Here is a 14220-nt window from a genome sequence, read left to right as displayed (position 1 = left end):
ATGGCGCTATCTTATTAAGTGGGAATTAACGGGAGATGCCGTTGAAGTTAACAGTTTTGTTAACTTCAACGGGCGGGGCTATAACTTCCAATCCAATGCCAGCGTGACGGAACGCGGCTCACCCCAATACACGCCGTTATAAAAACCAACGCGCTCGTAGTATTTCTTATCAAAGAGGTTATTCACATTGACCGACGCCGAAACCTGTTCGTCGAACTGGTAGCGCGACATCAGGTTGACCACGGTATAGCCCTGTTGCGTGATCTTCGCCCGGGTGGTTATCGGCCGGCCTTCGCTGTTGCGCTGCCCGGTCGGGCGGTTGCTGAAGTCGTAGGTTTCGCTCTGCCAGTTCACGGCGCCGCCCACCGTCAGGTTGCGCCAGGCGCCCGGCAGGCGATAGGCGCTGGAGATCTTCACCAGGTTCAAGGGTTGGCTGGTGTTATTGCGTTTGTCCGAGCCATTGACTGAATGGGTGTAGGTGTAGCCGGCGGTCAGGTTCCAGTCCGGCGTGATTTCACCGGCGGCTTCCAGCTCGAAGCCGTTGACCTTGTTACCTTTGCCGCCGGATCTGTAGTACTCCTCGCCCGTGACCGGGTTGGGCGGGACTGAGTCATCCCGCTCGGCGACGTTGTCCTGGGTACTCCAGAAGTACGCGGCGGCCAGGTTCAAGCGCTCGTTCAGCACGCTGCCCTTGAGGCCCACTTCGTAGTTACTGCCGACCACGGGCTCCAGGTACTTCTTGTTGGCATCACGGTAGTCCTGGGGTTTGAAGATGTCGGTATAGCTGGCGTAGACGGTGTACTGCGGCGTGATGTCGTAGAGCAGGCCGGCGTAAGGCGTCCACATATCATTGTGGGTCTGACTGGTTTTGCCCGAAGCGGTCAGTTGGTCGTTGGCATCGTATTTGGGCTCTGCGCTTTCCAGCTCCCAACTGCCGTAACGGCTGCCCAGTACGGCGTGCAAGCGGTCTGTGAGGCTCAGCCTTGTGGCCAGGTAACCGGCTTTCTGTTGTTTCTTGCTGTGCTCACCCTTCAGGTCGGTCACCTGGTCGGTGAACTTGCCGATGCCGCCCATGTGCTTCCAGTCCTGGATGGGGTAGTAGCTGGCTGGCAGGTCGCTGCGCATGAAGGGCGAGACATCCCGTTGGGCGGCTTCGCCATAGCCCATCATCAGCGCGTGTTCGCGGCCCAGCAGCGTGTAGCTGCCGGCCAGGTTGAGGTCGATGGCCTCCATGCGCGAGGTGCCGCGCATATGGCTGGCCCAGGCCGTCATGCCGCTGCGGTCGGGGTTGGGGAAACCGGCGCCGCCGTAATACACCTTGCCATCGGTGTCGCTCTGGCGATGGGTATAGGCGGCCTTCAGGTGCCAGTCGCCGCCGAGCCGATGGTCGAGGGTGGCGAAGGTGGTCTTGTCGGTCAGCGGCCAGGAACTCCAGTGCGCCGCCATGTTGGTGGAGCGGGGCAGCCTGGCCTTGCCGCCCTGGCTGTTCCAGTAGGGCACGGTGCCCCAGGAGGTGCCTTGTACCTGTTTGTCCTGGTAATCAAAGCCGACGGCCAGCACGGTATCGTCGGAAAGATCGCCCTCGAGAATGCCGTAGCCCACTGCCCGCTGCAGCCCATAGTTGTCACGAAAGGACTGGCTGTCACGGTAAGCCAGCACGCTACGCCCGCGCAGTTTGCCGTCGAACGCCAGCGGGCCGCCGACGTCGACGTAGCTGTAGTAGTTGTCATGGCTGGCGCCACTGATACCGGTCTTGGCCTGCCAGTGGGCGGTAGGGCGCTTGCGCACCATGTTTACGGTGGCCGAAGGGTCGCCTGCGCCCGTGGTCAGGCCCGTCGCGCCGCGCACTACTTCGATGCGGTCGTAGATGATGGTGTCGGCGTCGGTCTTCATGTAGCCGAAGGTGTTGAGCATCCCGTCAACCTGGAAGTTGCTGATGCCATAGCCTCGGGCGGAGTAGTAGACACGATCGGAGTCGTAATGCTGAACGTTGACGCCCGTGGTCTGGCGCAACACATCCGTCAGGGTGTTGAGATTGAAGTCGTCCATCTGCTGGCGTGTGACCACCGAGATCGATTGCGGGGTTTCCTTGACGGAGAGGTTCAGCCGCGTGGCGGTGTTCATCGAGCCAGTAGTGTAGGCGCCGGTGTGCTCGGTGGTGGCGCCCAGGCTGTCGGCGCTGATGGTGGTCGCGCCCAGTTCCAGGGCTTTGGCGGGGGCTGTATCGGGGTCGGTGTCGGCCAGCGAATCCGGGCTCAGCGCCAGGCTGAACAGGCCGAGGGTGAAGGTCATGGAACGGGTGAAGGGCGCGAACATCGCTGCAGACTCCTTGTCGTCTTTGATACCTCCCCAGGCAGGGAGGGCTTGGTTCAAAGACGAAAGGAGCTGCGGAACTTTAGGGTTAAACGAGAATGATTATTATCTTTCTGTTGCAAGCCCCTGGCTTATTTGGCCACCACTTCGGCGCCGTCGGCCTTCTTGGGCTTGATCAGGCTGAAGTCGATCAGCGCCTTCTGCTTGGTCTCGTAAGGGTTGCCGATCAACAGGGGGCGTGGCTTGAAGCTGTCGCTTACCAGGCTCTTGCTGTGGTCTAGCTCATCGAAACTCAAGCCTGCCATGTCGGCCCAGGTGTGGATCAACTGCGAACTGCTGTAAGGCCGTTGCAAGTCGCCGGCGAAGCTCCAGTCGTGGCTTTCGCGCCATTTTGGCGAGGCGTAGGCCATGAACGGGATGGTGTACATCGGTGCAGTCGGCTTGCCTTCGTTACGGCCCAAGGTGTCGTGGCCGGCGGAGTCGAACACGTCTTCGCCGTGATCCGACAGGTACAGCAAAAAGCCATTGGGGTCGGTCTTGGCGTAGTCCTTGATCAGGCTGGAGACCACGAAATCGTTGTACAGCACGGCGTTGTCATAGCTGTTGTAGGTCGGCAACTGCGCATCGCTGACACCCGCTGGCACGCCCTGGCGGTCGGTGAACTTGTCGAAGGTCGGCGGGTAGCGGTACTGGTAGCTCATGTGGGTGCCCAGCAGGTGCACCACGATGAACTTGCGTTCGGCGGTATCGGCCAGGGCCTTGGAAAACGGCGCCAGTACATCGCCGTCGTACTGACGGGCGTTCTGGTTGCGGTTGTTGTTGAGGTACACCTGCTCGTCGGCCTGTTCGGAAAAGGTCGTGAGCATGGTGTTGCGTTTGGTCATGGTCTGCTGATTGGTGATCCAGAAGGTCTTGTAGCCGGCCTGTTTCATCACGCTGACAATCGACGGTGTCTTGAGGTACAGGTCTGGGTTTTCTTCGTCAGCGAAGGTCAGCACCTGTTGCAGCGCTTCAATGGTGTAGGGGCGCGGGGTGATGACGTTATCGAACACGGCCAGTTGGTCGCGCAGCTTGTCCAGTTCCGGCGTGGTGTTGCGCGGGTAGCCGTAGAGGCTCATGCGCTGGCGGTTGGTCGACTCGCCGATGACCAAGACAAGTGTGGACGGCTGGCCGGCCATGCTGTCCTTGAGGTTGTTCAAGGGCGGGATCTTGCTTGCACTGGTGAGCATGCCTTGCATGTTATCCAGCTGCTCGGTGTAGCGACGGTAGGCGACGATCATCTGCCAAGGCACGGCAGGCTCGATGCGGGTTTCGAAACGGTCGATGGCCAATTCCATGGTTTCGCTGGTGGCGATCTGCTTGACCAGTGGGTAGCCCACCACCGCCAGGACGATGGCAATGGCTGCCACGATTGACTGACCGCGCGGCAGGTACACCGGGCGCAAGCGCGTCCACAGGAAGATGGCGAAGGCGGTGTGGGCAATGAACGCCAGCACGATCCACCAGGCAAAGTATTGGGTGGCGTATTCGCCGGCTTCAGAGATGTTCGACTCGAACATGATGAAGATGACGCTCTGGGAAAATTCCTGCTGATAAATGAAGAAATAACCCAGGCTCGCCATGGAGCAAGCCCACAGCACCACGCCGATCAAGGCGGCGAGCAGGCGTGTACGACGCGGGAACAGCAACATCGGCGCCAGCCACAGCGCACTCATGAAGAAGGCCTGGCGGAAGCCACTGAAGCCGGAGGTGCCGGTCAGTTGGATAAGAAGTTGGGTAATACCCGAGAAATACCAGAAAAACAGGAATAACCAGCCAAGGCCGGCCCAATCAAAGCCTTTCGCAGTCGTCGTGCTGCGTTTGAACATCGCCATCCAGCGCCCCATTAGAGAAAGATTGTCGCGCACAGGCGCGCAACATCGGGCCGCCCAGGAAGTGAGCGGCATCGCGGAACGGGAGTATCAAGAGGGGAATGTGAAAACTTTGTGAGTTTTCTGTAGGTATTGCCTTACAACGCGTTCGGCCCGGCTTTCAGCACAGGGCTGGCTTGGCATCCGACGGTTGATCGAGCTGGGCTTGAAGGTGCAAGCGCAGGCGCAGGACTTCCTGTTGCAACTGATCGCGCTCGTCTTTCAACTGGCGCAGTTCATCGCGACGGAGGGTGACGTAGAGGGTCTGTGGCGGACGGGTCATCTGTGCTGTGCTCATTGCTTACCTCGCAAATAGCCGGTAGATCGCGGTGCCAAAACAGGTTTTTGGCAACAGTCGGAAGCAAGTTTGAATTCTTTTTCGCAGCAAGGGAACTTTTTTATTTTTGGCGGTCGTGTGACTTTTGCCGGGGTGATGGTGAAACGATGGCCACTTTTTTGTCATGAAACTACACGGATCCGCTCTGGACTAACCCTCATTAGCCTCATTGCGCTATAAACTATGTCACACATTTTTTAGAAGTTAGGAGCATCAGCACATGCAACTGGGGATTATCGGACTAGGCCGCATGGGCGGTAACATTGCGCGGCGCCTGATGCTCAATGGGCATACCACCGTTGTATACGACCGTAACGAAGCCTTCGTCAAAGCCTTGAGCGAGGAGGGCGCCACCGGCGTCGCCGACTTGAAAGCACTGGTGGCCGGCCTGCAAAAGCCCCGTGCTGTCTGGGTCATGTTGCCGGCGGGCGCGCCCACCGAAGACACCATCAACGCACTGAGCGAACTGCTGGAAGACGGCGATGTGATCATCGACGGCGGCAACACCAACTACAAGGACGACGTGCGTCGCGGCAAAGCCCTGGCTGAAAAGGGCCTGCACTATGTAGACGTGGGCACCTCGGGCGGCGTCTGGGGCCTGGAACGTGGCTACTGCATGATGATCGGTGGTGACACCGAGACCGTGAATCGCCTCGACCCGATCTTCAAAAGCCTGGCGCCGGGCCTGGGTAACATCCCGCGCACCAAGGACCGTTCGGCCTCTGCCGACCCACGTGCCGAGCAGGGCTACATTCACGCCGGCCCAGCGGGTTCGGGGCACTTCGTCAAGATGATCCACAACGGCATCGAGTACGGGATGATGCAGGCGTTTGCCGAAGGTTTTGACATCCTCAAGACCAAGAACTCGGAAAACCTGCCGGAAGACCAGCGCTTTGACCTCAACGTCGGCGACATCGCCGAAGTCTGGCGTCGTGGCAGCGTGGTGTCGTCCTGGTTGCTGGACCTGACCGCCGATGCCCTGGCCACCGACCCCAAACTTGACGGCTACTCGGGCTCCGTGGCCGACAGCGGTGAAGGTCGTTGGACCATCGAAGCAGCCATGGAGCAGGCGGTGCCGGTTCCGGTGTTGTCGACCTCGCTGTTCGCGCGTTTCCGTTCCCGCCAGCAGAGCACCTACGGTGACAAAATGCTGTCTGCCATGCGCTTCGGCTTTGGTGGCCATGTGGAGACTTCCAAAAAATGACCGCCAACGGCAAGAAACCCAAGGCCGAACCTGCTCCACCCACCACATTGTTTCTGTTTGGCGCCCATGGCGACCTGGTCAAGCGCCTGCTCATGCCGGCGCTGTACAACCTGAGCCGCGATGGGTTGCTGGGCGATGGCCTGCGTATTGTCGGCGTTGATCACAACGCCATCAGCGACGCGGACTTTGCCAAGAAACTTGAGGACTTCATTCGTACCGAAGCCTCCAGCAAGGTCAGGGGCAATGCCGAGAACGCCCTCGACCCCGCGTTGTGGGCACAATTGGCCAAGGGCATCAGCTACGTCGAGGGCGATTTCCTCGACGACAGCACCTATGCCGATATCGCCAGCAAGATCGCTGACAGCGGCACCGCCAATGCGGTGTTCTACCTGGCCACCGCTCCGCGCTTTTTCAGTGAAGTGGTGCAGCGCCTGGGCAGCGCTGGCTTGTTGAATGAAACGGACGATGGCTTTCGGCGCGTGGTGATCGAGAAGCCGTTCGGCTCCGACCTGGCCACCGCCGAGGCGCTCAACGCCTGCCTGCTCAAGGTGATGAGCGAGAAGCAGATCTACCGCATCGACCATTACCTGGGCAAGGAGACGGTGCAGAACATCCTGGTCAGCCGTTTCTCCAACGTGCTGTTCGAAGCGTTCTGGAACAACCACTACATCGATCACGTGCAAATCACTGCCGCTGAAACCGTCGGCGTTGAAACCCGGGGCAACTTCTTCGAGAAGACCGGCACACTGCGGGACATGGTACCCAACCACCTATTCCAGCTGCTGGCGATGGTCGCCATGGAACCGCCGGCCGCCTTTGGTGCCGATGCGGTGCGGGGTGAGAAGGCCAAAGTGGTCGGTGCCATCCGCCCCTGGTCGCTGGAGGATGCGCGGGCCAACTCCGTGCGCGGCCAATACACCGCCGGCGAAATCGCCGGCAAGCCATTACCCGGCTATCGCGAAGAAGCCAACGTCGCGCCGGACAGCAGCACCGAGACGTTCGTCGCGCTCAAAGTGATGATTGATAACTGGCGTTGGGTCGGTGTGCCGTTTTACCTGCGCACCGGCAAGCGCATGAGCATCCGCGACACCGAGATCGTGATCTGCTTCAAGCAGGCGCCTTATGCGCAATTTCGCGATACCGAAGTCGATGAACTCAAGCCCACTTACCTGAAAATCCAGATCCAGCCGAACGAAGGCATGTGGTTCGACCTGTTGGCCAAGCAGCCTGGGCCGACCCTGGAGATGGCCAATATCGAATTGGGCTTTGACTACAAGGACTTCTTCGAGATGCAACCGTCGACGGGTTACGAAACCCTGATCTACGACTGCATGACCGGCGACCAGACCTTGTTCCAGCGCGCCGACAACATCGAGAACGGTTGGCGTGCGGTGCAGCCGTTCCTGGATGCATGGAAGGAAGATGACGGTATCCAGGCTTACAAGGCTGGTGAGGATGGCCCAGCAGCGGCCGATGCCTTGCTGGCCCGCGATGGCCGCGCTTGGCATAGCCTCGGATGAGTGACGCGACGATTCAACCCATCCGGTTTGTCCTCAGTGATGTGGACGGGACGCTATTGCATCCCGACCACAGCCTCAGCCAACGCACCGCCGATGCCATTCGCGCCATGCGCGAGGCCGGGGTGCTTTTCAGCCTGGCCAGCGGGCGTCCGCCCAAAGCCATGCGGCATTTGATCGAGACCTTTGGCATCGATGTGCCGGTGGCTGGCTTTAATGGCGGTACGTTGGTCAACCCGGATGGCAGCATCCTGGTTGCTCACCATCTGCCGGCGGAAGCGGCGCTGATCACCCTGGCGCTGTTTTCGGCCGAGCCGGACGTGGAAGTCTGGGTGTTTGCCGATGGCGACTGGCTGCGCCGTGATCCGCCCGGGCCCATGGTGCAGCGCGAAGCCGACGGCTTGGGCTATGGGCCGGTGGTGGTGGAGAGTTTCGAGCCTTACCTGGACCGGGTCGACAAGATCGTCGCCGCCAGCAACAACACCCAGTTGCTGGTGGAGCTGGAGGCGCAATTGCAGCCGAAAGTGCAGGGGTTGGCCCAGGTATCGCGTTCGCAGCCGGTGTATCTGGACGTGACCGCGATGCTGGCCAACAAAGGCGAAGCCTTGAAAACCCTGGCCGAGCACCTGGGCGTGCCGCTTGCGCAAACCGCTGCAATTGGTGACGGTGGCAATGACCCGGCGATGTTTCATGTGGCGGGATTGTCGATTGCCATGGGCCAGGCCGAAGAAACCGTCAAGCGCCAGGCCAATGTGGTGACCGGCAGCAATGTCGAGGACGGCGCTGCCGAGGCGTTCGAACGGTTTATTCTCGCGGCACGCTAAGTAACTGACGTTTTAGTGCGCAACTTCCAGCCGATGTTTGGCGTTGGCTGGAAGTTGCCGCATTGCATTACTTCGGCATTGCCCAGGACTGCAACTGGTGGCCATCTTTATCGAGCTCGGCGCGGGCCTGTAACAACAGGTTTTCAAGTTGGGCCGGGTCGGTATACGCAGTGCAGGACAGCTGTTTGCTGCCGATGCGGGTGTTGGTACGGTCGATGACGCTCAGGCTGAGGGCGCCGACGCCATCGTGCCAGGCCACGCACTGAAAGGGCTGGAAAGCACGGTCTGCAATCAAAAGAGCTTCGTTGATGCGCAGCGGAGCGTTCATTTGGGTCTTCTCTCTGTATGCCCATTCAAGTGAGTACCGGCGGTTGGGCTGACCGTGCGGTGGGTTACTTGTACTGATGCACGATGGTGGCGTGCGGGTCACATGCTAGGGCAAGAAAATTTAACTTTTCCTGATTGACGTCATGTAAGCGGCTGTTTTGAAAGCGCCATAAGCGTTTCACTGACGAGCAACTTTCGGCGTGCTACGAAACAAGCATGGCTTTTTGCCCGCACTTATAGCGAAAGGGTACAAGGAAAGCGTCAAGATCTTGCTAGGGTTACCAACGGTCGCCACAAACTGTTGTTTCTAAATAACTTTAACAATCTTGGCGCCAAGGAATAGTCATGATTGCGACACCCGCCCAACGCCGCTTATTGGTGGTCGACCCCTGTGACGATTGCCACGGGTTATTACCCGGTTTACGCACCGCCGGCTGGGAAGTAGACAGCTGTGCCTTGGAGGCGGTGGGGGAGCGCTCCTGCGATGTGGGCCTGCTGCGCTTGCAGCGGGATCACCTGGAGCGCCCCGAAGCGGTCAAGGAGTTGATTGGTCGCAGCGGCACCGAGTGGATCGCCGTGCTCAGCCAGGATGTACTGCGTTTGCAGAACGTCGGCGATTTTGTCTGCGAATGGTTTTTCGACTTCCATACCTTACCCTTCGATGTGTCCCGGGTACAGGTGACCCTGGGTCGCGCGTTCGGCATGGCGCGCCTGCGTGGCAAGGGCCACGCGCCGGTGGATGAGCCCCATGAATTGCTGGGCGAGAGCCGCCCCATTCGTGAGCTGCGCAAATTGTTGTCCAAGTTGGCGCCGACTGAATCCCCGGTGTTGATCCGCGGTGACAGTGGCACGGGCAAAGAGTTGGTGGCCAAGACCCTGCACCGCCAATCCCAGCGGCATGCCAAGCCGTTTGTCGCGATCAATTGTGGCGCTATTCCTGAACACCTGATCCAGTCCGAGCTGTTCGGTCACGAAAAAGGCGCGTTTACCGGCGCCCATCAGCGCAAGATCGGGCGTATTGAAGCGGCCAACGGCGGCACCCTGTTCCTCGATGAAATCGGCGATCTGCCGATGGAGCTGCAAGCCAACTTGTTGCGCTTTCTTCAGGAAAAACACATCGAACGCGTTGGCGGCAGCCAGCCGATCCCGGTGGATGTACGGGTGTTGGCCGCCACTCACGTCAACCTTGAGGCTGCGGTAGAGAAGGGCGCCTTTCGCGAAGACTTGTATTACCGCCTGAATGTGCTGCAAGTGGTCACCGCGCCGTTGCGCGAACGCCATGGTGACGTGGCGATGCTGGCCAACCACTTTTCACGTTTTTACAGCCAGGAAACCGGACGGCGCCCGCGCAGTTTCAGCGAAGAGGCCTTGGTGGCGATGGGGCAACACCCGTGGCCGGGCAATGTGCGTGAACTGGCCAACCGCGTGCGGCGTGGCCTGGTACTGGCCGAAGGGCGGCAGATCGAAGCGGCTGACCTGGGGCTGCAAGGCCAGCAAGCCATGTCGGCGCCGATGGCGACATTGGAAGACTACAAACACCGTGCCGAACGTCAGGCGTTGTGCGATGTGCTCAACCGGCACAGCGACAACCTAAGTGTCGCGGCCCGTGTACTGGGGATTTCCCGGCCGACGTTCTACCGGTTGCTGCATAAACACCAGATCCGCTAGGGCGGGTAAACCCAATGTGGGAGCTGGCTTGCCTGCGAAAGCGGTAGTGCAGTCACAGATGCAGCAACTGACACACCGCCATCGCGGGCAAGCCCGCTCCCACAGGGGATTTGTGTCAGGCGCTGATTCTGTGGGCAATACAGGGCCAATGTGGGAACTGGCTTGCCTGCGAAAGCGGTAGTGCAGTCACAGATGCAGCAACTGACACACCGCCATCGCGGGCAAGCCCGCTCCCACAGGATTTGTGTCAGGCGCTGATTCTGTGGGCAATACAGGGCCAATGTGGGAGCTGGCTTGCCTGCGAAAGCGGTAGTGCAGTCACAGATTCAGTGACTGACACTCCGCCTTCGCGGGCAAGCTCGCTCCCACAGGGGATTTGTGTCAGGCGCTGATTTTGTGGGCAATGCATGGCCAATGTGGGAGCTGGCTTGCCTGCGAAAGCGGTAGTGCAGTCACAGATGCAGCAACTGACACACCGCCATCGCGGGCAAGCCCGCTCCCACAGGGGATTTGTGTCAGGCGCTGATTCTGTGGGCAATACAGGGCCAATGTGGGAGCTGGCTTGCCTGCGATAGCGGTGGTTCAGTTAGAGATTCAGTGACTGACACTCCGCCTTCGCGGGCAAGCCCGCTCCCACATGGGATTTGTGCCAGGCGCTGATTTTGTGGGCAATGCATGGCCAATGTGGGAGCTGGCTTGCCTGCGATAGCGGTGGTTCAGTTAGAGATTCAGTGACTGACACTCCGCCTTCGCGGGCAAGCCCGCTCCCACATGGGATTTGTGTCAGGCGCTGATTCTGTGGGCAATGCATGGCGAATGTGGGAGCTGGCTTGCCTGCGAAAGCGGTAGTGCAGTCACAGATGCAGCAACTGACACACCGCCTTCGCGGGCAAGCCCGCTCCCACAGGGGATTTGTGTCAGGCGCTGATTCTGTGGGCAATACAGGGCGAATGTGGGAGCTGGCTTGCCTGCGATAGCGGTGGTTCAGTTAGAGATTCAGTGACTGACACTCCGCCTTCGCGGGCAAGCCCGCTCCCACAGGGGATTTGTGTCAGGCGCTGATTCTGTGGGCAATACAGGGCCAATGTGGGAGCTGGCTTGCCTGCGATAGCGGTGGTTCAGTTAGAGATTCAGTGACTGACACTCCGCCTTCGCGGGCAAGCCCGCTCCCACAGGGGATTTGTGTCAGGCGCTGATTTTGTGGGCAATGCATGGCCAATGTGGGAGCTGGCTTGCCTGCGATAGCGGGAGTGCAGTCACAGATGCAGTAACTGACACACCGCCCGCAGGCAAACCAATCAGAAGTAATACGGGAATTTCAGGCTGAACGTAAAGTCCGGCGCATCATCGGTCATCCCAATCGCCAGGTTCGGCACGATGGTCAGGTTATCCGAGGCGGCAATCGTCATGCCCACGTTGAAATAGCCGGCGTTGGCATCGCTGGACACCACTGATTGCCAGTCGCCGCCATCGGGCTTGAGCTTGCTCTTGCGCTGCACCAGGTCGGAAACCGAGAACGACATGCTCATCTTCTCGTTCAAGGCAAAGGCGACGCCGACCCCGAATTGGAAGCTGTCGCCCAGGCGTACCTTGCCTCCTACCTTCTGATTGACTTCGCTGCTGATGTCATCGAAAGAATCTTCAAAGTTGTGGGTGTACGACAACGAACCGAACAGCACGGCCGGGTCGAAGGTCTTGACCAGGGAGATGCCCGGCGTGACCGACCAGACCCCGTTACCCGTGGGCAGGCTTTCGGGCACGTAGAGGTTATCGTTGTTAGGTTGCTTGACCAGTTTGATGCCGAAGGGCTCTTTGCCCGTCGGGGCCTTGACGCGCACCGACACCACCGCATCGGGCAAGGTCGGGGTTTCGTCGAGGAACTTGTAGGCCACGCCAAAGTTGACATCGCCGATGGTCGGGTCACGGGTCACGGAACCTTCGGAGGTGGCCGTGGCGTCGTTGCCGGCGCCGCCCGACTGGTAGGTGGACTCGCGGTACACCACCGGCACGTTCAGGTCGAACTGCCAGCGGTTGTCGACGTTGTAGCGCCCGGTAAGGTCCAGGGTCCAGCTGTCGGACTTGATCCGGTCCAGGTTGATGTTGCCCAGGAAAATCGAGTCCAGCGCCAGGAAACCATTGAGCGTCAACTGGCGCGCGTCATAACGGGCATAGGTGATGCCGGTTTCCACGCTGAACTTGCCATTGCCGAAAAAGCCGCTGGCCTCGTTGTACAGGTTGCTCACACTTTGCGCAGGGGCCGAGTCGTCCTTGAGGGCCTGGCCGTAGGAGCTGCCACCCCCGCCAGCGCCACCGGATGCCGCGGCTGCGCCGGTACCGCTAGCCGCGACAGTGTTAGCGCCGTTCTTGAAGTCGGCCGGTGATTTGGCCAGGCGCCTGGGGGCGGGCGTTGCCGGTTGGTCCTCGACCTGGCGCACACGTTGCTCCAGCACGGCCAAGGCTTTTTGCTGCACGTCGTAGCGTTGCTTGAGTTCCAGCAGTTCCTTCTTCAGGGTTTCGATGTCAGCGTCTGGCGCGGCATACAGCACGGATGCGGGCAAGAGCGTACTCAAACAAACCACCGCACGTAGCGATAACGATCGATGCATGAAATAAGCCGTCCTTTTCTAATGCGTAAGTGTCGAGGGTCAGCGTAGTTCAATAACCGAGCGTGCGTAGGCCTTTGAGTTGATCCAGGTTGCAGTTCAACGCGGCGTTGTTCAGCCCGTTATTGTTCATCACCACGTTGATCTGGGTGATGTTTCTGACAAGGTTGCTATCGCCGGTCAATACCGTGCCCTGCAGCACGTTCCCCGCGCCGATCTGCTGCAGGCTGTTGCCCTGGTTGTGTTTGGCCTGGATGGCCATCTGCACGCCGCCACTGTTGGCCGATACGCTGACACGGCCCGCGGCGCTGTCCCCGGTCACTGTACCGCCCGCCACCAGCACCTGGCCGGACTGCAGGTTATTGGCGGGGGTGACCCCATTTTCGACGTTGATGCCCACATTGTTGTAGGCGGCGTTGCCATCGCCGGCGGTGCGTACACTTTGGGTCACGCCCTGGCCGCTGCCGAGGCCGGCACCACCGACCACATTTCCGGTGCCCGTGTTGGGGCGCGTGCCGGTACCGGTCGAGCCGGTGGTTTGCACGTAGAACTGTGGCGTAATGGTGGTCTTGTCGATCTGCATGTTGGCCGTGCCGGTGATGTTGCTACCTTCGGCATTGGTCCAGGTGCTGCTCATGACAATGCCAAAGCTGATGATGCGTCCCGGCATCACATAACGGCCGCGCAGCTCGGCCATTTCGGCGTCCTTGAGTTCGATGGGCTTGAACCCCGAGGACGCATAAGCAGGCATTGAGGCGGCCAGACACAAGACCGTCAGCCAACGGGAAGTGTTCATCTGCTGCTCCTGGGGCGTCCTGCCCCTTATTGCGCTTCTAGAAGAAGTCGCTCTGGATAAAACCGAAATCCATCAGCTCGGCATCGCCCACAGGCCTGAACTCATTCATCTGGCTCTTGGCGGTCAGCGGCAGGGGCGGGTCGAGCAAGACGTTGGCCTTGTCGTAACCCTCACCCAGTACGGCGAAGACAATGCCATTCCAGCCTTTGACGAAATCGTCACGGGAATAGCGCTTGTGGCCCAATACGGGGTCGCCGATGTACACCCAGTCCTTGTCGGCCCGTTGCAACACCACGAAGTGCTTGTAGCCGCGAATTTCCAGCAGCACCACCACGGGGATTTTCACGGTCAGCAGGGTCTCAGGCGCGATCTTGTAGCCCCGGGCACGCATGCCGATGCTCTCGAGGTAGCGCTTCATGTCCAGCATGGAAAAGCCCTGGGTTCGCACCAGGTCCTGGTCGGCGGTGACCAGCATGCCTTTGATGATGTGTGCTTCGTCGACGTCCAGCCAATAGGCCTGGCGCAGGATGGTGGCGAGTGCTGCGGCACCGCAGCTGAAGTCGGTTTTCTGTTCCACCAGGTTGGCGAACCGGCGCTCGCGAATGCTCTCGACCTTCTTGAAAATCACCGCACCGCCGGGCATGGCGGAAATCGCCATGGTGCCTGCCCAGGTCGTGCCGGTGAGTAACATCAGGAGGGTGAGGGTCGCGATACGCATGAT

Annotated in this window: 11 protein-coding genes; 4 read left to right on the top strand and 7 right to left on the bottom strand. The window is 59.9% G+C overall.

What is annotated here, in order from left to right; translation table 11 throughout:
• Nucleotides 1-78 precede the first annotated feature (78 nt).
• From AB9N64_RS05210 to AB9N64_RS05200, 3 genes are all read right to left on the bottom strand, one after another.
• The gene (locus tag AB9N64_RS05210) at nt 79-2316 is read right to left on the bottom strand and encodes a TonB-dependent siderophore receptor (protein ID WP_103452367.1); all 2238 of its coding nucleotides are present in this window, start codon (nt 2314-2316) and stop codon (nt 79-81) included.
• A gap of 128 nt (nt 2317-2444) precedes the next feature.
• Nucleotides 2445-4187: a phosphoethanolamine transferase CptA gene (locus AB9N64_RS05205; protein WP_003190879.1), complete on the bottom strand. Its 1743-nt coding sequence runs from the start codon at nt 4185-4187 to the stop codon at nt 2445-2447.
• A gap of 157 nt (nt 4188-4344) precedes the next feature.
• Nucleotides 4345-4506 (bottom strand): DUF6026 family protein, encoded by a 162-nt coding sequence (locus AB9N64_RS05200; protein ID WP_014718748.1) that lies wholly within the window; start codon nt 4504-4506, stop codon nt 4345-4347.
• 274 nt (nt 4507-4780) lie between these two features.
• Here AB9N64_RS05200 and gnd point away from each other — a divergent pair, with 274 nt between their 5' ends.
• From gnd to AB9N64_RS05185, 3 genes are read left to right on the top strand one after another with little or no spacing between them, the layout of a single operon-like run.
• Nucleotides 4781-5764, top strand: a complete 984-nt coding sequence (gene gnd / locus AB9N64_RS05195; RefSeq protein WP_019817573.1) for a phosphogluconate dehydrogenase (NAD(+)-dependent, decarboxylating) — start codon at nt 4781-4783, stop codon at nt 5762-5764.
• The gene (gene zwf, locus AB9N64_RS05190; protein WP_014718746.1) at nt 5761-7284 is read left to right on the top strand and encodes a glucose-6-phosphate dehydrogenase; all 1524 of its coding nucleotides are present in this window, start codon (nt 5761-5763) and stop codon (nt 7282-7284) included. The genes gnd and zwf overlap by 4 nt, the downstream gene beginning before the upstream one ends.
• Entirely contained in the window at nt 7281-8105 is an 825-nt protein-coding gene (locus AB9N64_RS05185; RefSeq protein ID WP_014718745.1) for a Cof-type HAD-IIB family hydrolase, read from the top strand. Before zwf ends, AB9N64_RS05185 begins: the two co-directional genes overlap by 4 nt.
• A gap of 67 nt (nt 8106-8172) precedes the next feature.
• Here AB9N64_RS05185 and AB9N64_RS05180 read toward each other — a convergent pair whose 3' ends face one another.
• Nucleotides 8173-8433 (bottom strand): hypothetical protein, encoded by a 261-nt coding sequence (locus AB9N64_RS05180; protein WP_014718744.1) that lies wholly within the window; start codon nt 8431-8433, stop codon nt 8173-8175.
• 344 nt (nt 8434-8777) lie between these two features.
• On the opposite strand from AB9N64_RS05180, the gene AB9N64_RS05175 reads away from it, so the two are divergent.
• Nucleotides 8778-10100, top strand: coding sequence for a sigma-54 dependent transcriptional regulator (locus tag AB9N64_RS05175; RefSeq protein ID WP_102666935.1), 1323 nt, complete (start codon nt 8778-8780; stop codon nt 10098-10100).
• A gap of 1298 nt (nt 10101-11398) precedes the next feature.
• On the opposite strand, the gene AB9N64_RS05170 is transcribed toward AB9N64_RS05175, so the two are convergent.
• The 3 genes from AB9N64_RS05170 to AB9N64_RS05160 are packed head-to-tail and all read right to left on the bottom strand — an operon-like array spanning nt 11399 to nt 14217.
• Nucleotides 11399-12706 (bottom strand): hypothetical protein, encoded by a 1308-nt coding sequence (locus AB9N64_RS05170; RefSeq protein ID WP_014718742.1) that lies wholly within the window; start codon nt 12704-12706, stop codon nt 11399-11401.
• Between the two features lie 49 nt (nt 12707-12755).
• The gene (locus AB9N64_RS05165) at nt 12756-13499 is read right to left on the bottom strand and encodes a hypothetical protein (protein ID WP_371360020.1); all 744 of its coding nucleotides are present in this window, start codon (nt 13497-13499) and stop codon (nt 12756-12758) included.
• A 37-nt stretch (nt 13500-13536) separates the two neighbouring features.
• Nucleotides 13537-14217 carry a C39 family peptidase gene (locus AB9N64_RS05160; RefSeq protein WP_020301091.1) on the bottom strand — a complete coding sequence of 227 codons (681 nt, stop codon included), beginning with the start codon at nt 14215-14217 and terminating at the stop codon, nt 13537-13539.
• Nucleotides 14218-14220 lie beyond the last annotated feature (3 nt).

The organism is Pseudomonas sp. KT_2_4, assembly GCF_041410225.1.
Taxonomy (GTDB): Bacteria; Pseudomonadota; Gammaproteobacteria; order Pseudomonadales; family Pseudomonadaceae; genus Aquipseudomonas; species Aquipseudomonas paracarnis.
This window is presented reverse-complemented; position numbering and strand designations above follow the sequence as displayed.

Excerpts from the sequence above, each read along its gene's own strand:
- AB9N64_RS05210 (WP_103452367.1), bottom strand. The coding sequence starts at position 2,316 with ATGTTCGCGCCCTTCACCCGTTCCATGACCTTCACCCTCGGCCTGTTC.
- AB9N64_RS05205 (WP_003190879.1), bottom strand. The coding sequence starts at position 4,187 with ATGGCGATGTTCAAACGCAGCACGACGACTGCGAAAGGCTTTGATTGG.
- AB9N64_RS05200 (WP_014718748.1), bottom strand. The coding sequence starts at position 4,506 with ATGACCCGTCCGCCACAGACCCTCTACGTCACCCTCCGTCGCGATGAA.
- gnd (WP_019817573.1), top strand. The coding sequence starts at position 4,781 with ATGCAACTGGGGATTATCGGACTAGGCCGCATGGGCGGTAACATTGCG.
- zwf (WP_014718746.1), top strand. The coding sequence starts at position 5,761 with ATGACCGCCAACGGCAAGAAACCCAAGGCCGAACCTGCTCCACCCACC.
- AB9N64_RS05185 (WP_014718745.1), top strand. The coding sequence starts at position 7,281 with ATGAGTGACGCGACGATTCAACCCATCCGGTTTGTCCTCAGTGATGTG.
- AB9N64_RS05180 (WP_014718744.1), bottom strand. The coding sequence starts at position 8,433 with ATGAACGCTCCGCTGCGCATCAACGAAGCTCTTTTGATTGCAGACCGT.
- AB9N64_RS05175 (WP_102666935.1), top strand. The coding sequence starts at position 8,778 with ATGATTGCGACACCCGCCCAACGCCGCTTATTGGTGGTCGACCCCTGT.
- AB9N64_RS05170 (WP_014718742.1), bottom strand. The coding sequence starts at position 12,706 with ATGCATCGATCGTTATCGCTACGTGCGGTGGTTTGTTTGAGTACGCTC.
- AB9N64_RS05165 (WP_371360020.1), bottom strand. The coding sequence starts at position 13,499 with ATGAACACTTCCCGTTGGCTGACGGTCTTGTGTCTGGCCGCCTCAATG.
- AB9N64_RS05160 (WP_020301091.1), bottom strand. The coding sequence starts at position 14,217 with ATGCGTATCGCGACCCTCACCCTCCTGATGTTACTCACCGGCACGACC.